13 protein-coding genes are annotated in these 16215 nt (G+C 71.7%); 8 read left to right on the forward strand and 5 right to left on the reverse strand.

Translation table 11 applies throughout. The features are described from left to right. The first annotated feature begins 177 nt into the window (after nucleotides 1-177). From ACN28C_RS14575 to ACN28C_RS14600, 6 genes are all read left to right on the forward strand, one after another. Nucleotides 178-1791, forward strand: coding sequence for a glycosyl hydrolase family 18 protein (locus ACN28C_RS14575; protein WP_422773995.1), 1614 nt, complete (start codon nucleotides 178-180; stop codon nucleotides 1789-1791). Nucleotides 1792-1927: 136 nt separating this feature from the next. After that, complete coding sequence (locus tag ACN28C_RS14580; protein WP_422773996.1) at nucleotides 1928-2443, forward strand: 2'-5' RNA ligase family protein; 516 nt, start codon at nucleotides 1928-1930, stop codon at nucleotides 2441-2443. Between the two features lie 182 nt (nucleotides 2444-2625). Further along, entirely contained in the window at nucleotides 2626-3699 is a 1074-nt protein-coding gene (locus ACN28C_RS14585; RefSeq protein WP_422773997.1) for a hypothetical protein, read from the forward strand. A 35-nt stretch (nucleotides 3700-3734) separates the two neighbouring features. After that, nucleotides 3735-3887 (forward strand): hypothetical protein, encoded by a 153-nt coding sequence (locus ACN28C_RS14590; RefSeq protein ID WP_422773998.1) that lies wholly within the window; start codon nucleotides 3735-3737, stop codon nucleotides 3885-3887. A 152-nt stretch (nucleotides 3888-4039) separates the two neighbouring features. Further along, a complete protein-coding gene (locus ACN28C_RS14595) occupies nucleotides 4040-4888 on the forward strand; it encodes a glucose 1-dehydrogenase (RefSeq protein WP_422773999.1) in 849 nt (282 codons plus the stop codon). Nucleotides 4889-4916: 28 nt separating this feature from the next. Beyond that, on the forward strand, nucleotides 4917-5240 hold the full coding sequence (locus ACN28C_RS14600; protein ID WP_422774000.1) for a plasmid stabilization protein: 324 nt from the start codon (nucleotides 4917-4919) through the stop codon (nucleotides 5238-5240). A gap of 180 nt (nucleotides 5241-5420) precedes the next feature. Here the strand turns inward: ACN28C_RS14600 and ACN28C_RS14605 are convergent, their stop codons facing one another. Beyond that, nucleotides 5421-6680: an MFS transporter gene (locus ACN28C_RS14605; RefSeq protein ID WP_422774001.1), complete on the reverse strand. Its 1260-nt coding sequence runs from the start codon at nucleotides 6678-6680 to the stop codon at nucleotides 5421-5423. A gap of 489 nt (nucleotides 6681-7169) precedes the next feature. Here ACN28C_RS14605 and ACN28C_RS14610 point away from each other — a divergent pair, with 489 nt between their 5' ends. Then, nucleotides 7170-9407 carry a putative bifunctional diguanylate cyclase/phosphodiesterase gene (locus ACN28C_RS14610; protein WP_422774002.1) on the forward strand — a complete coding sequence of 746 codons (2238 nt, stop codon included), beginning with the start codon at nucleotides 7170-7172 and terminating at the stop codon, nucleotides 9405-9407. A 7-nt stretch (nucleotides 9408-9414) separates the two neighbouring features. Here the strand turns inward: ACN28C_RS14610 and ACN28C_RS14615 are convergent, their stop codons facing one another. The 3 genes from ACN28C_RS14615 to ACN28C_RS14625 are packed head-to-tail and all read right to left on the reverse strand — an operon-like array spanning nucleotide 9415 to nucleotide 11539. Then, nucleotides 9415-10023: a YdeI/OmpD-associated family protein gene (locus tag ACN28C_RS14615; RefSeq protein ID WP_422774003.1), complete on the reverse strand. Its 609-nt coding sequence runs from the start codon at nucleotides 10021-10023 to the stop codon at nucleotides 9415-9417. Nucleotides 10024-10073: 50 nt separating this feature from the next. Next, nucleotides 10074-10952, reverse strand: a complete 879-nt coding sequence (locus ACN28C_RS14620) for an RNA polymerase sigma-70 factor (RefSeq protein WP_422774004.1) — start codon at nucleotides 10950-10952, stop codon at nucleotides 10074-10076. Further along, the gene (locus ACN28C_RS14625) at nucleotides 10949-11539 is read right to left on the reverse strand and encodes a carboxymuconolactone decarboxylase family protein (protein WP_422774005.1); all 591 of its coding nucleotides are present in this window, start codon (nucleotides 11537-11539) and stop codon (nucleotides 10949-10951) included. Before ACN28C_RS14625 ends, ACN28C_RS14620 begins: the two co-directional genes overlap by 4 nt. Nucleotides 11540-11784: 245 nt before the next feature. Between ACN28C_RS14625 and ACN28C_RS14630 the strand changes: the two genes are divergently transcribed. Beyond that, a complete protein-coding gene (locus tag ACN28C_RS14630; RefSeq protein ID WP_422774006.1) occupies nucleotides 11785-15057 on the forward strand; it encodes a hypothetical protein in 3273 nt (1090 codons plus the stop codon). A 401-nt stretch (nucleotides 15058-15458) separates the two neighbouring features. Here ACN28C_RS14630 and ACN28C_RS14635 read toward each other — a convergent pair whose 3' ends face one another. Continuing rightward, nucleotides 15459-16094: a hypothetical protein gene (locus ACN28C_RS14635; protein WP_422774007.1), complete on the reverse strand. Its 636-nt coding sequence runs from the start codon at nucleotides 16092-16094 to the stop codon at nucleotides 15459-15461. Nucleotides 16095-16215 lie beyond the last annotated feature (121 nt).

Consider the following 16215-nt stretch of genomic DNA (forward strand, 5'->3'; position numbering starts at 1 on the left):
CCCGAGGCTACCGGGCGGCGCAGCCCGCAGGATCCACTTTCTCCTTCCATCCCCGACGTCCCGTCCGCCGTCGGCCGTACGAATCGAAAGATGGACATCTTGACGAAGCGGTGAACTGCTGAGTAGCGTCGCCTCAGCTATCTGGAAAGTTTCCTATCTATTAGGGAGACGCCCACCATGAGGAGATCCATCCGCCGGGCGCTGTGGGCCGGCGTCGCGGCCGCGATGGCCGTCGCCGTGGTCCCGGTCACCGCGGCCCTCGGCGCCGGCAGCCTGACCACGAGCTTCACCGCCACTTCCGACTGGGGCTCCGGCCACGAGGTACGGGTCACCGTCACCAACGGCACCGACGCGTCGGTGGCCAACTGGCGGGTCGAGTTCGACCTGCCCGCCGGGACCACCGTCGGCAGCTTCTGGGACGCCGACGTCACCCGCAGCGGCAACCACTACGTCGCGGTACAGAAGAGCTGGGCCGGTGCGCTCGCCCCCGGTGCATCGTTCAGCTGGGGCTACGTCGGCAGCGGTGGCTACCGCGCGCCGCTGAACTGCACCGTCAACGGCGCGTCCTGTTCGGGCGGCGGCACCCCCACGCCGACGCCGACCACCCCACGGCCGACCGCGACCCCGCCGCCGACCACCCCGCCGCCGACGACCGCGCCGCCACCGAACCCGGGTGCGCAGAAGGTGGTCGGCTACTTCGCCCAGTGGGGCGTCTACCAGCGGGCGTACCACGTCAAGAACATCCACACCAGCGGCTCGGCCGCCAAGCTGACCCACATCCTCTACGCCTTCGGCAACACCACCGGCGGCCGGTGCGCGATCGGCGACAGCTACGCCGACTACGACCGGGCGTACACGGCGGCGGAGAGCGTGGACGGCGTCGCCGACACCTGGGACGCCGGTGCCCTGCGCGGCAGCTTCAACCAGCTCCGCAAGCTCAAGCGGATGTACCCGCACCTCAAGGTGATCTGGTCCTTCGGCGGCTGGACCTGGTCCGGCGGCTTCACCCAGGCCGCGCAGAACCCGGCCGCGTTCGCCGAGTCCTGCTACAACCTGGTCGAGGACCCGCGCTGGGCGGACGTCTTCGACGGCATCGACATCGACTGGGAGTACCCGAACGCCTGCGGTCTGACCTGCGACAGCAGCGGCCCCAATGCGTTCAAGAACCTCATCTCCGCACTGCGGAGCCGGTTCGGCTCCTCGGCCCTGGTCACCGCCGCCATCACCGCGGACGGCAGCAACGGCGGCAAGATCGACGCGGCCGACTACGCCGGGGCGATCAACAACCTCAACTGGCTGATGCCGATGACCTACGACTACTTCGGTGCCTTCGCCCCGCAGGGCCCGACGGCGCCGCACTCGCCGCTGACCTCGTACAACGGGATCCCGCAGCAGGGCTTCTGGTCGGACGCGGCGATCCAGAAGCTGAAGAGCAAGGGCATCCCGGCCAACAAGCTCCTGCTCGGCATCGGCTTCTACGGGCGAGGCTGGACCGGGGTCACCCAGGCCACTCCGGGCGGTACCGCGACCGGGGCGGCACCCGGCACCTACGAGGCGGGAATCGAGGACTACAAGGTCCTCAAGAACACCTGCCCGGCCACCGGCACCGTCGCCGGCACGGCGTACGCGAAGTGCGGCAGCAACTGGTGGAGCTACGACACGCCGGCCACCATCGGCGGCAAGATGTCGTACGCCAAGAGCCAGGGCCTGGGCGGCTCCTTCTTCTGGGAGCTCTCCGGCGACACCAGCAACGGTGAACTCATCACGGCCATCTCCAACGGGCTCCGGTAAGCCCGGTAACCGGCCCGCCGGGCTGCGCCGAGGCGTGCGCCCGGGGCGGGGTGACAGCGGGGGTCGACGCCAGCGACAGGCGGAGTCGGCCCCCGCTGACCCGTTCGAATCATCGGCCGGTCCCTAAGGTGGTCGGATGGTCGCCGCCGTGGAACTGTATTTCGACACCGACGCGACCCGGCGGATCCGGGTGCTCTGGGACGCGCTGGAAGCCGAGGGTGTGCAGAGTCTCCGGTCGTTGCCGGGGCAGCGGCACCGGCCACACGTCTCGCTGACGGTCGCTCCCCGGCTCGACCCCGACGTGGTCGCCGAGGCGCTCGCCGGGACGGTGGTGGCCACGCCGCTGCGGCTCTCCCTCCAGTACGCCGGCCAGTTCGTCGGCCGGGTGCTCTGGCTCGGTCCGAGTCCCACCCCCGAGTTGCTGGACCACCAGGCGGCGGTGCACGAGCGGTTGGCCTCGGCGGGTGTGCCGGTCAGCGAGCTCTACCACCCCGGCCGGTGGGTGCCGCACTGCACCCTGTCGATGCGGGTGCCGAACGCGCTGATGGCGGCGGCGGTGCGGCGCTGCCTGGAGGTCCTGCCGGTCGAGGCGACGGTGGCCGGTGCGGCGGTCGTCGACTACGCCCGGGACATCGTCCGCCCCCTGACCTGACCGGCCGTCCCGCCGACCGGCCGTCCCGCCGACCGGCGGTCGCGTGGACCGGGTCGCTGGGTCGGGCACGCCAACCCGTCGACTGTTCTCAAGACGCGCGTCGGCGGCTGGACACGTGCCAGCCGCCGTCGATCACGTAGATTGCCCGCGGTCTATCCAAACCCGACCGTGGGAGGACACACATGCCGAATCGGTTCAGGACCGCCGGGAGATCCCCGGCGGCGGCCGTACTGGCGGCGACGGTGGCGGCCGGAGCACTGGTGGCCGGCGTGCTGGCGGCGCCGGCGCCGGCGGACGCGGCGGTCAGCCGGGCGGAGTTGGCACAGCGCTGGGCGCCGATCCACTACCAGGACGTGGACGCCACCGGCAGCCACGCGCTCGGCGGCCGCTCCGACTACATCACGAGGGTCGACTTCGACGGCGACCTGAACGGGCGGAACAACTGGGACAACGCCGCCAGCTCCGGCGCGTCCTTCGCCGCGCACGCCTACTACTCGGTGCTGGAGACCAGCTCGCACTGGTACATCACGTACTTTTTCTTCCACCCCCGGGACTGGATCGACCACCCGTTCTTCGAGACCGAGCACGAGAACGACGGCGAGGGCGTCATGTTCGCCATCGAGCGGGACGGCTCGACGTACGGAGTGCTGCGCTCGGCGGTCAGCGTGGCGCACAGCGACTTCTACTCCTACACGCCGGTCGGGAGCAGCTGGACCGGCGGGCGGGAGAACGTCGACGGCACGCTCCAGTTCGCGTCGTCGCCGCACGACTCGTTCCAGCATCCGGTGACCGCACAGGAGGCGCGGGGGCACGGGCTGAAGGCGTACCCGCAGTACAACATCAACGGTGACGGCATCGTCTACTACCCGTCGACGGTGGCGGAGACGCCGAGCAACGGCAACGACCGGGACGTACGCTACAAGCTGATCGACATCTTCGCCTCCGGCGGGCTCTGGGCGCAGCGGGCCAACGCCAGCCTCTTCGCCCACCTCGGCACCTTCGCCGGCGACACCTCCGGCGACTGCGGTGTCGGCACCTTCTCCTGCTCGACGAACTCGGCCAACGCGCCGTGGGGCTGGGACGACGGCAACGACCTGCCGGGGCGGGGCGAGATCGCGACCGACCCCGCGAAGCTGTCGGTCGAGTACTTCACGGTCCCGGGAAGCCTCTCCCGGTCGTACACCTACAACCCGTACGCCAGCGCGGCGGCGGCGCTGCGGGAAGCGGCGAGGACCGCACCGCCGGTCGTCGACTGAGACCGGGCCGCGTGGTGGTCGGGTGCCCGCCGTCCGTGCCGGGCGGGCACCCGACCCGCGCCGTCTCCTCCCAGTTGACCAGGCCGGGGGTCCGGGTGATCGAGGTCGACGGGAGCCGGGACGCCGACGGGGTCGCCGACCTGGTGGCCGAGCACTTCGCGCCCTTCCTGGCGCAGCGGTCGGATTGACAGCCCGGCCGGCACGCTGCCGGCTGAGCACCGGAGGTGGGTTTACCACGTGTCGGGCATGGGGACATTCGCCACTGACGGCCGAGGAGGCGGCACGTGCCCAACCGGCCTTCCCCGGCGCGCGCCGTACCTGGAAACACGAGGAGCGACCGATGCCCGACAACCAGCAGAACGAACCCCAGCAGCAGCCGCCCGGCACCCTCGACGCGATGCGTGCCAAGCCCGACCACGGCGAGGACTCGTACCGGGGCGCGGGCCGGCTGGCGGGGAAGAAGGCGGTCATCACCGGCGGGGACAGCGGCATCGGCCGGGCCGTCGCCATATCGTTCGCCCGGGAGGGCGCCGACGTGCTGATCTCCTATCTGAACGAGCACGACGACGCCCGGGACACCGGGAAGCTCGTCGAGGACGAGGGCCGCAGGGCCGTGCTCGTCGCCGGCAACGTGGGCGATCGGGCCGTGTGCCGGGAGGTGGTCGACCGGGCGGTCGAGGAGTTCGGCCGGATCGACGTACTGGTGAACAACGCCGCGTACCAGATGACCCACGAGACTATCGAAGAGGTCACCGACGAGGAGTGGCAGCACACCTTCGACGTCAACATCACCGCGATGTTCCGGTTGGTCCAGGCCGCACTGCCGCATCTCGGCGAGAAGGCGTCGATCATCAACACGAGCTCGATCAACTACGACACGCCCCGCCCGACGCTGTTGCCGTACGCGACCACCAAGGGCGCGATCGCCAACTTCACCGCCGGGCTGGCCCAGATGCTCGGCGAGCGGGGGATCAGGGTGAACGCCGTCGCGCCAGGCCCGATCTGGACCCCGTTGATCCCCTCGACCATGGCGCCCGAACACGTCGAGAAGTTCGGCAGGAACACCCCACTGGGCCGCCCCGGGCAGCCGAAGGAGGTCGCTCCCGCTTACGTGCTGCTCGCCTCGGACGAGGCCAGTTACATCTCCGGCGCGGTCATCCCGGTCACCGGCGGCAAGCCCATCCTCTGACCATCGTCTCCCCGGAAGGAGTTCCGCCATGCCCGCAGGTTCGAGCCCGAAACGGGAACGGCAGTACGAGCACATCAAGGCCAGTGCGAAGAAGCGCGGCGAGTCGACCGACCGCGCCGAGGAGATCGCCGCCCGGACCGTCAACAAGGAACGCGCCCGTTCCGGCGAATCGAAGACCGCCAGCCGCTCGTCGGTCAAGGACGTCTCCTCCGGGCACCGGGGCGGCAGGCGGTCGCACAGTGGTGCGCAGGGTCGTACCAAGGAGCAGCTCTACAACGAGGCGAAGAAGCGCGACATCAAGGGCCGGTCGAGCATGTCCAAGGCCCAGTTGGAGAAGGCGCTCTCGCGCTGAGGAAACCGTCGCGCACTGAAGAACTGGTCGGCCGCCGCCCGCCGCGGGTGGCGGCCGCGCCACACTGTCTGCGGATCAGCCGGCACGGCGGCACCGATGACGCGATCGGCAGGACCGACGTCGACGCCGGCGGCAGTACCCGCGCCGGGATCCGTGCCGGACTGCACCGCTGACACCCGGCTACCGCCGCCGCACCACCGGCGCGGTTGTCCGGGTCCGGGCGAGGCGGGCCACCCGGCGTTCCCGGGGCGGACCGGCGAGCAGATGACCGGCAACCGTGACGAGGCCGAGCAGGCCGACCGCCAACCAGTGTCCGTCGCCGAGATACTGCAGGCTCGCCCCACCGACCGCCGGCGCCACGAACGCCGCCGCCGGAAAGGTCAGGAAGAAGACCGCCTGGTAGCGGCCACGCAGTGCGAGCGGGGCCAGCTCGGCGTTGATCTCCGCGTTCGGCGGGGCGGCGAGCATCGCGCCGACCGTCCAGACCACCGCCGCCGCCAGGTAACCGGGCAGTCCGTCGGTGACGGCCAGGCCGGCGTACCCGATCGCGGCCAGCCCGAGCGCGGTGGCCAGCACCCGGTGCTTGCGGCGACCGTCGATCAGCCGGGGCACGAAGAGCTGTCCGATCACGATGAGGAACCCGCCGAGTGCCACCACCAGCCCGTACGCCGAGGAACCGAGGCCGTCGGCGCGCATCGCCAGCGGCATCACCGTCGAGGTCTGGGTGGTCATCACGGCGTACGCGAAGGTCAGGCCGACGAAGACCAGGAAGACGCGGTCGGTGAGCGGGGTGAGCAACCCGGCCCGGCGGCTTCCGGCCAGCTCCGGACGGGGCGTCGGCGCGGTGCGGAGCAGGGTCTCCGGCACCTTCCAGGCGATGACGACGGTGGCGGCCAGGGTGGCCGCCGCGTCGACCAGGAAGAGCGCCAGATAGCTCGCCTCGGCGAGCAGGCCGGCCAGCGCCGACGCGCCCGCCATGCCGAGGTTGAGAGCCCAGAACTGGAGGTTGAACGCGCGGGAGCGGCGGTCCGGCGGCACCACGTCGACGATCGCGGCGACGAAGGCCGGGCCCGGCATCGAGTGGGCGATTCCGACCAGCGTCGCGAGCAGCGCGATCGCCGGGAGGTTGGTCACGATCGCGGTGGTGGCCAGCAGCATCGAGGCCGCAAGATGTGACCAGACGAGGGTGCGTCGCCGCCCCCACCGGTCGGCGAGGACGCCGCCGGCCAGGACCCCGGCCACGCCGCCGAGCCCGTACGCCCCGACGATCAGGCCGGCGAGTGCGTCGCTGGCCCCGCGTACGTCGGTGAGGTAGAGCGGGAGGAAGAGCATGGCGAAGGCGCCGACCCGGTTGATCAGCAGCCCCGACCAGAGATACCAGAAGACCGCCGGCAACCCGCCGGCCGTGTCGGCGAGCCACGCCCGTGCCGTCGCCCGCACCCGTCCTCCGGTAAGGATTGTTTCCCGTAATCGGCCGCTGTCGACCGTAGAGAAGATCCGGGCCGGTCCGCCAGGGTGTCACTCGTCACCCCGGATCGGATCGACGGCTGCGTCCGACCGCTGTTCCGTGGAATTTCTGTCTTCGATGCCCACTCTCGACCGGACGTTCGGCAATCAGCGGTCCGGATTTTCGTTCGACTCAGGACGGCCGCCGAACCGATCGAACCGGTAATGCGCGTAGTAGGAAAAGCTCACGTCGGTTGACTCCTAATGTTTGCTCTGTGGATCCGGGCGCACACCGGCGAGTTCCAAACGTTCGGGTGAGATGCCGTACACAAATGGCGGGTTATTGTCGGGGCCGTGACGCGAGAGGCGCTTCGGTCATTGGCGAGCCCTGCGGCCGACGTCGCTGGCACAAACGATTGCCGGGCCGCCCGGCGGTATGTGATGGCCACCGTCGGGGTTGCCGCCACGGGCACCGTCTGGTATGTGGCGTCCCTGACGGTCGGCGCCGGCACCGAGGCGCTGTCGTATGTATTCGTTCCCATCGGCGGTGTGCTCACCACCGCGTCCGTCCGCCATCTGCTCCACAGCAGCGAGCTCGACCCCGTCGCCCGGCGGTTCTGGGGCACCCTGCTCGTCGCGGCGGCTGCCATCACGGTGGGCTACGGCTGGCTGGCGGTGGACATGCTGACGCACGCCGCCCAGGCCCGTACGCGCAGCATGCCGTTACCGGCCGCGGCCTGCGTGGCGATCGGCTTCGGCGTCGCGATCTGGGCGGTGGCCCGGGTCCCGGTGGTCACGACCGGTGGTGTCGAGTGGTGGCGCATGGTGCTCGACCGCACGATCGCGTTCCTCGGCTGCGCGACCGTGTTGTGGTACGTCGGGTTGGCCCCGATGCTCTCCGCCCGGGAGCCGTGGAGCCACCAGGCGATGGCGCTGGTCGGGCTCGCGTTCCTGGTCGCGGTCGGCGCCGCGACGAAGGTGTCGTATGTCGCCGGCGGCCCCGTCGATCGCACCGCGATACGGCTCGTCGCGGCCAGCGGCGGCGTCACCGCCGGGATCGTGGCCGTGCTCGCGGTGTGGTTCGGGTATGCCGGCGGCATTGCCGCCCAGGCGGTCGTGATGCCGCTGACCCCGGTGCTGGCCACGCTGGGCGTCGTGGCGCAGTGCCGTGCCGACCTCGGGCTTCGCCGCTACCCGGCCCGCAGTGGCCTGCTCCTGCCCTACCTGGCCATGATGGCGGTCGACGTGCCGCTGCTCGCGGTCGCGGCCGGCGCACCACTGAGCTGGTCGGTCCGGGTGGTCCTGATCGCCGCCGTGGTGGTGACCACGCTGGTCGGGGCCCGGCAGTTCATCGCCTTCCGGGAGAACGCCCGGCTGCTTCGGAACACGCGTCTTCAGGAGGAGCGACTACAGCACGAGGTCAGCCACGACGCCCTCACCGGGCTGGCCAACCGGGCGCTGTTCCGGGACCGGCTCGCGACTGCCCTCGCCACGACGGAACGGGTCTCGGTGCTCCTTGTCGACCTGGACGACTTCAAAACCGTCAACGATCTGCTCGGCCACGGCGTCGGTGACCGGTTGCTCGTCTCGGTCGCGCAGTTGCTGCGCGCCGAGGTCGGCGATGACGGCCTGCCGGTGCGGGTTGCGGGTGACGAGTTCGCGGTGCTGCTCACCGGCGCCGATGCGGACCCGGAGGCGTTGGCCGGCCGGCTGCTCGCCGCGCTCGACCGCCCGATCAGCGAGCACCGCCTGCTGGTGCAGGCCAGCATCGGCATCGCCGCCGCCCTGCCCGGCGCGACCGTCGACTCGGTGCTGCGGGACGCCGACGTCGCGATGTACACGGCCAAACAGCGCGGCAAGGCGAGCTTCGTGCGGTATGTGGACGGCATGGGGGAGCCCGTGTTGGCACACATGCAGCTCGGCGGCGAGCTGCGACGGGCCTTGGACAACAATGAGTTCCAGGTGGTCTATCAGCCGATCCTGCGGCTGGACGACAACCGGGTGATCGGTGTCGAGGCGTTGGTCCGCTGGCACCACCCGGCCCGCGGTGTCGTCTCCCCGGCGGAGTTCATCCCGGCGGCCGAACGGACCGGCCTGATCGTGCCGCTGGGCCGATTCGTGCTGCGCGAGACCTGCCGCCAGGCGGCCGCCTGGTCGTCCGAGTTCGGATCGGACGCGCTGCAGGAGGCAGGGCTGAACGTCTCCGCGCGACAACTGCACGACCCCGACTTCGTCTCCGATGTGACTGCCGCGCTCGCCGACAGCGGGCTGCCCGCCGAGCGGCTCGTGCTCGAGGTGACCGAGTCGGCGGTGCTTCGCGGCCAACAGGTTTCCCGGACACTGTGTGAGCTCGACGGAATGGGGATCCGCCTGTCGCTCGACGACTTCGGTACGGGCGAATCGTCACTGAGCCTGCTCCGCGCGTTTCCGGCCGCGATCGTGAAGCTCGACAAGTCCTTTGTCGACGGCATCGAGATCGACGACGGCCAGGCGGCCGCCGCCGACGCCCGGCAGGCGGTGGCCCGGGCGGTGCTTCAGCTCGCCCACGCGTTCGGCCTGGACACCGTTGCCGAGGGGATCGAGAACGGCGATCAGGCGGCCGTGCTTCGCGAGCTCGGCTACACGCACGGCCAGGGCTATCACCTCGCCCGGCCGACGACCGCGCAGGGTGTGTCGCGGTTGCTGGCACGCCAGCAGACGATGGTCGCCGCCGAACGCTGAGGCGGCATCATGACGGCGGGTCTGGCGGCCTGGCCTTCTGCGGATAGATGGTCTCGTGGCGGGCCAGCATGGCGACGAACTCGCCGATCTTCCGCTCGCGGGTCTGCGCCCGTTTGACGGCATTGACGCGGTGGATGAGAGCGAACCGGTTGGTGCTGGTGAGCACGTCGAACATGGCCTGGGCGGCGGGGACGGCGGCGATCGCGGCGAGCAGGTCGGCCGGCACCTCGGCCTCCGACGGCGGCGCGTAGGCGGCCGCCCACCGCCCGTCCGCCTTCGCGGCTTCCACCGCGGCGCGGCCCGGGGACAGCATCCGCCCCTGCGCCTCCAACCGGGCGACGTGGGCGACGTTCCGCTGCGACCACGAACTGCGGGACCGGCGAGGGGTGAACCGGATCCAGGAGGTCTCCTGATCCCGCTTACGGGCCTGCCCGTCGATCCAACCGAAGCACAGCGCCTCGTCGACCGCCTGCTGCCAGGTCAGCGTGGTGACCGTGCCGCCCTTCCTGGTCAGGGCGAGCCAGACGCCGGGCGACGTGGCGTGGTTGGCCGACAACCACGCGCGCAGCGCCCCGGCGTCCGCGACGATCAACTCATCCAGCTCGGCGCTCGCCATGACGGCAGGTTAGCCGCTGCACCGCAGCCACAGCACGCGTGGGTCTGGACTCATCGTCGAAGCTCGGCCACCTCGCGCAGCCGCTCGAGCTTGTGCGGGTTGCGGATCGCGTAGATCTGGGTGATCCGGCCGTCCTCGATGACGAACGACACGGCCGTGTCGTTTTCGCCGCCGGGGTCGATGCGCGCCGCGATGCCGCCGTTGAGGTCGACGACGGAAGCCCTGACGGCCGGCGTGACCTCGGCGAAGCGGGCCATCACCGGGGCGACCTTCCCGGCACCGCGGACCGGCTTCGGGATCGTCGGGGCCAGGCCGCCACCGTCGCCGACGACGAGCACGTCGGGAGCCAGCACCTTGAGTAGTCCGGGCACGTCGCCGGTGGCCAGCGCGGCCAGGAACCGCTCGACCACCTGCTCCTGCTCGGAGCGGCTCACCGACATTCGTGGCCGACGTGCCGCCACGTGCCGGCGGGCTCGCGTCGCGATCTGGCGCACCGCTGCCGGCGACTTGTCCAGCGCCTCGGCGATCTCGTCGTACGGCACGTCGAAGACCTCGCGGAGCACGAAGACCGCGCGCTCGGTCGGTAGCAGCGTCTCGAGCACCGCCAGCATGGCGATCGACACGCTCTCCGCGAGTTCGACGTCCTCGGCGACGTCCGGGCTGGTCAGCAGCGGCTCGGGCAGCCACTCGCCCACGTACTCCTCGCGCTGTCGGGCGAGGGTGCGCAGTCGGTTGAGACAGAGCCGGGTCACGATCCGCACGAGGTACGCCCTGGGTTCCCGGACCGCGCCGCGTTCGGCGTCGGCCAGGGCTGCCCACCGCAGCCAGGTCTCCTGCACCACGTCCTCGGCGTCGGCGACCGAGCCGAGCATCTCGTAGGCGACGGTGAAGAGCAGGCTGCGGTGGGCGACGAAGGGGTCCTCGCTCATGACACGGACGCTACCCGCGGTCGCTCGGCCAGTGGCCGCAGGCCGCACGCGGCGGCGAAGCCGTCGGACTCGATGCCGAGCGCCACGTTGCCGCGGGTGCTCATGTTCGCGAATGCGATCACCGAGGTGAGCTCGACCACGGCGGAGGGTCCCAGCGCGGCGTGCAGCCGGTCCACCAACTCGTCGGTCACGGTCGGCGGTGTCTGGCTCATCGCCTCGGCGTACTCCAGGACGTCGCGCTCCAGCGCGGTGAAGACATCCGCCTCCCGCCACCGTGGGATCTCGCGCGCCTTCTCCACGTCGAACCCCCTGTTGCGGGCCTCGAAGTAGTTGAAGTCCAGGCACCATGTGCAGCCGACCAGCGACGCGACCGCCATGTGGGCGAACGACTTCAGGTTCTCGTCGCAGGCGTTCCACTTCTGTAGCTTCCCGCCGAGGCCGAAGCTGGCGAACAGCACCTTCGGGTTGTGCCAGTAGACGCCCACCGCCGTCGGCACCTTGCCCAGCTTCTTCTCGATCATCCGTTTGATCAGCGCTCCCCTGACGCCGGTGATCTCGGCCGGCGGGATGCGGGTCGTGTGCGCCATGTCTCCTCCTGCGATCGGTGGCCGTGCCGACGGCGCGGCAGGTCGTTACGTCATGGAGACACCGGCCGGGCCACGGATGTGACATCGAGCGGGAGACAGCGGCGGACACACCTCGCGGCGGCGTCTGTCGACGTGGTCGGTCAGCAGTTCCTCGGTCGGCACCTCGTCGCACCAGCGGCCGCGGGTGGGATCCAGGGCTCTCCGGACGAAAAATCGATCTTGTTTCGGGTGCCTGCACCGGCACAATGAACGCCGTGTTCGCCGCCACCCGTGCCCTGCTGACGTCGCTCGATCCGCTGCCGTACCGCGAGCGGATGCACCGCCTCGCGGAATGGGCGCGCGTCTCACCCGATCGTGCCGAGGTCTGCGCCGACCTGCGCGAGCGGGGCCCCTACGAGCGGCATCTCGCCCTGGTCGCCGCGCTGGTCGCCCGGGACGGCGACGGCATCGCCGCTGCGGCACGGGACCCGCAGCCCTCGATCAGGAATTTCGCGCTCACCGCGGCGATACGCGCCGGCATGCCGGTCAGCGACATCGCCGACCGGCCGGCGGTGGAGCGGCGCCGTGTCTACCGGGCCCTGCGCCGCCGGCGTGCGCCGGCCGTCGCCGACGCGCTCATCACCGAGGTCCGTGCCCGGTTCGGCGACGGGGAGGCCGCCGCGCTGCTGCCGGCCTGCGGCGACGCGACGGTACGGGCGTTGCTGCCCGAGCTGGAGCACGCGTTCGACCTCGAGCGGCTGGTCCGCTGGCACGCCGGCCCGCTGCTGGACCGGGTCCGGGAGCGGCTGGTCGTGGCCCCACCCGAGCTGCGTGACCGGATCTGGGGCGATGCCGCCCCTGCGGTGCTGCGGTGCGACCCGGTGCAGGTGCTGGACCTGCTCGAACGGTACGCGCCCGAGGAGTCGCTGCCCGGTCCGCTCGACGCGTACGGGATGCTGGCCGCACACGATGCGGGCCGGGTCGCCCGCCTGCTCACCACGCCCGGCCGGGCGGCGTGGTTGACGTGGCTCGCGCCGCCGCCCGCGCTGCTGCGCCGCCTCGCGGTGCTGCCCACCGACGAGCTGGTGCCGCTCGCCACTCGGTGGCGTGAGCACAGCCGGGCATTCGCGGCGCTGCTCGACGCCGTCGCGCCGGCCCGGCGCGGGGAGCTGTACGACCGGGCCCTGGCCGACGCCGACACGGCGGTACTCGTTCCGGCCGCCGAGATCATGGAGGTGCTGCCGGCCGTGGTCCGGATCCGCGAGGCGACCCGGGTGCTGGGCCTGGCGAGGATCCGGGAGCGGGAGTCCGAGGTGCGCACCTGGAGTGCGTACCTGGCCTGGCCGGACGCGTCCGCGGCGCTGGATGCCGCGCTGCGCTCGGGTGACGCCGACGAGCGTGCGCACGGCTACCCGCTGCTGGTGGAGGCCGCCCGACGCTCCCGGGACCCACACGCGGTGGCCGAGGTGGTCGTCCGGCTCGGCCGGCTGCGCAACGAGCAGGATCCGGTACGCGGGGCCGCGCTCACTGCGCTGGCGAAGGTGGCACCACTGCTCACCGCGGAGACGGCGGCCGGGCTCACCCAGTTGACCACCGATGCGGTCGACGCCCGCGACGCCTCCGCCGCCACCACGACGGCGCTGAGCACGCTCGCCGTCGACGTCCTGCGCCGCCACGTCGCCGTGCCGCAGCTGCGCGAGTGGGCGTTGCGGACGATCGATCTGGTGAGCTCCGGCGCGGGCGTGCCGGTGCTGCGCCGCTTCGACACCGTGCTGCGCCGCGGGCAGGAGACGATGGTCTTCGAGCGGCTGCGCGGCTGGGTCGAGGCCGGCATCGCGCGCGGCCGGTACGGTCCACTCTTCGCGCTCACCCACGCGCTCGGCGGGCGTGCCCGGCGGCTGCCGCAGCTCCAGGACCTGCTGCGCCGGGCGATCGGTCCCGACACGCTCCCGTTGGTGGCCCGGACGGCGGTCCAGTGGTGGCTCGACGACCCGCGTACCCGGGCGGACCGGGTCGCCGAGGTGATCGAGATCGACGCCTCGGCGGTGACGATCGACGAGGTGTGGGCGGCGATCTGCACCTCCCGTACCGACCTGCTCGACCGGGTGCTCGACCATCGTCCGCGCGGTCGGTTCGTCGAGGCGGGAAAGTGGTGGGTGCCCGGCCGGGCGTTGCACGTCGAGCGTTGGCTGCCTCGGCAGCAGGCCCGTTTCGTGCACCTGCAGGAGTTGGTCGTCGCCGACGCCGAGCGGGGGGTGTGGGAGCGCGCCGGGGCGCTCCGGGCCGCCGCCGGTGTCCCCGGCGTCGGCCGTGAGCTGGTGCTGCGTCACCTCGACGCCCCCGAGGTGGTGATCGCCGAGGCGGCGCTGGGTGCGCTGGTCTGGACCGACCGGCCGGCCGAGGCGCTGCCTGTGCTGCTCCGGTACGCCGACGGCGACCGGGCGCGGGTCGCGCTCTACGCGGCCGGCCGGGCCGCCCGGCACGTACCGCCGTCCCGGCTGGCCGACGTGTTCGGCGAGGTGCTGACCGGCGCCGCGAAGGTCACGAGTCGGAAGGAGGCGGCCCGGCTGCTGGGCCGCTACGGGCCGCCACCGGTGATGGCGACGCTGCTCGACGCGTACACGGATCCGGGCGCGCACCGCGACGTGCGGGCGGCGATCGTCTCCGCCGCCCGGCAGCGACTGCCGGCCGAGGCGAGCTGGACCATCCTGCGGGCCGCGGTCGACGGCAGCCGGGAGGAGCGGCGTGCGGTCCTGGGCGCCTACCCGTACACCATTCCGGAGCGGCACCGCCCGCGCTACGCCGCGCTCGTCGTCGAGGCCTGCCGTGCCGCCGACCGGGAGGTCCGGCGCGCCGCGTTCGGCCAGCTCGGACAGTGGGCGCCGTGGCTGACCGGTGTCACCGGGCTGGTGGTGGACCGGCTCACCGACCTCGGCGAGACGGTGGCGCACATCGAGGTCGCCAGCCTGCTCACGGCCGGCGGCGACGCGGTACTCGGCGCCGCGCTGGCCCGGCTCGTCGACCGCGACGCGGGCGACGACCACCCCGGCGACCCGGCCGCGGACCGCCCGGCCCGGCGCCGCGTCGAACTCCTCGCCCGCGGTGCGGTCGTCCGGTCCGGAAGCCGTCCGGTCAACGCCGACCGGACCGCGCTGGTCGACGCGGCGCGCTGGCTCGCCGGCCGCCCCGCCTTCACCGGTACGGCCACCAGGCTGCTGGTCGACCTCGGCCGGCTGGACAATCTCGACGAGATCGCCGAACTCTGTACGGGCCGGCCCGTCCTCGCGGTCCGCACCGCGGAACGTGTCGGCACCCGGCTGCGGAACCTCCGCGAGTGGCCCGACCCGGAGATCCTCGCCGGCACGATCGCGCGACTCGCGGGCCACGGCGACCTTGCCGGCGGGCTGTTCGCGGTGGCACTGGTCCGGCACGGGGCGAGCTTCGGATGGAAGGCGCCGTGGCGGGACCTGCTGGTCGGACTGCGCCGGCACCCCGACCCCGACGTGCGCGAGGAGGCGTACGCCGTCGAGATGAGCTGATCGCCGTGCTCCGGTCGCTCGGGGCCTGGTTGTCCATCCGGTGCCGTGCGCGGGCGCGACGGCCTCAGGTTCGTGCGCGCGGGCGCGGCGGCCTCCGGTTCGTGCGCGCGGGCGCGACGGTCCGGTGCCGTCGCGTCGACGATCGCGGCGATGAAGGTCGGGGCCCGGCATGGAGTGGGCGATCCCGACGAGCGTCGCGGGGCGGGTTGGCCGGGCGGGACCACCCGCCGGAGGCACACTGTCGAGCTGCCCCGTTTGTGCGCCCAGCCGGATGGTCCGTGCTGATGCCCGATGGCGACCGAGCGGCGCCGAGCTGCGTGCCCCAGCCGAGGGCTGACTTCGATTGGCCGACCGCAGCGGGAGTGTGGCGAGCCGAGCCGGACCAGCGGACCCGGGCGAGGTCAGCAGCCGAGTTGCAGGCGCGCCTTGAAGCGCAGGGTTCCCGCCGGCACCTGGTCGTCGCAGCGGACGGTGCCCACTTCGATGTTGTCGAAGGTGGTGTACTGGCTTTCACCCATGTTCCAGACGTTGTAGGCCGTCCCCAACGGGGGTGGGAGGTCCTGGCGAATGCATCGGAAACTGGTGTACGAGCCGGCGACCGCCCGGGTGCCCTTGTAGAGGCCGTAGTAGCCCGGTTCGTTGAAGGTCCAGCGCATGCTGGTCGTCTCGGTGTCGGTGCTGGCGGTGGTGCTCTGCACGGAGAATCCGACCTTGACCGAGACCTTTGCGAAGATCGCCCCCGCACTGGAACTGATCTCGACGCTGCCGCCGATGGTCGTACTCACCGAATTGACCCTGCTCAGCGTCTCGGTGCGCTCGCCGGTCGTACCGGGGGCGATGTTGATGCTCATGAAATGCGTGAGCGTCGGGTTGACCTCGGCCGCGTTGATCTCGTACCAGATGGTGTTCGCGGTGCTCGCGTTGCACCAACCGCGAGGTGGCCAGACGAGCGCGGCACTGGCCGGGGCCGCGATCCCCGCGACCGCCAACAGCGCGACAACCGTGACGATGCTGATCCGCCGGAGGGAGCGCGACATCGGGCCGACCATCTTCACAGCGCCTCCAGGACCGGGGTGGTGCACAAAGTATGTCCTCCGGTCGATGGATCAGTCACAGTCCCGGTCGTGCAGCATGGGGAGAAAGATCCACCACGGACAT

The organism is Plantactinospora sp. WMMC1484 (genome assembly GCF_049315195.1).
GTDB lineage: Bacteria > Actinomycetota > Actinomycetes > Mycobacteriales > Micromonosporaceae > Plantactinospora.

Coding starts and splice junctions, on each gene's coding strand:
- ACN28C_RS14630 (WP_422774006.1), top strand. CDS start 11,785: ATGAACGCCGTGTTCGCCGCCACCCGTGCCCTGCTGACGTCGCTCGAT.
- ACN28C_RS14625 (WP_422774005.1), bottom strand. CDS start 11,539: ATGGCGCACACGACCCGCATCCCGCCGGCCGAGATCACCGGCGTCAGG.
- ACN28C_RS14620 (WP_422774004.1), bottom strand. CDS start 10,952: ATGAGCGAGGACCCCTTCGTCGCCCACCGCAGCCTGCTCTTCACCGTC.
- ACN28C_RS14585 (WP_422773997.1), top strand. CDS start 2,626: ATGCCGAATCGGTTCAGGACCGCCGGGAGATCCCCGGCGGCGGCCGTA.
- ACN28C_RS14580 (WP_422773996.1), top strand. CDS start 1,928: ATGGTCGCCGCCGTGGAACTGTATTTCGACACCGACGCGACCCGGCGG.
- ACN28C_RS14595 (WP_422773999.1), top strand. CDS start 4,040: ATGCCCGACAACCAGCAGAACGAACCCCAGCAGCAGCCGCCCGGCACC.
- ACN28C_RS14575 (WP_422773995.1), top strand. CDS start 178: ATGAGGAGATCCATCCGCCGGGCGCTGTGGGCCGGCGTCGCGGCCGCG.
- ACN28C_RS14615 (WP_422774003.1), bottom strand. CDS start 10,023: ATGGCGAGCGCCGAGCTGGATGAGTTGATCGTCGCGGACGCCGGGGCG.
- ACN28C_RS14635 (WP_422774007.1), bottom strand. CDS start 16,094: ATGTCGCGCTCCCTCCGGCGGATCAGCATCGTCACGGTTGTCGCGCTG.
- ACN28C_RS14600 (WP_422774000.1), top strand. CDS start 4,917: ATGCCCGCAGGTTCGAGCCCGAAACGGGAACGGCAGTACGAGCACATC.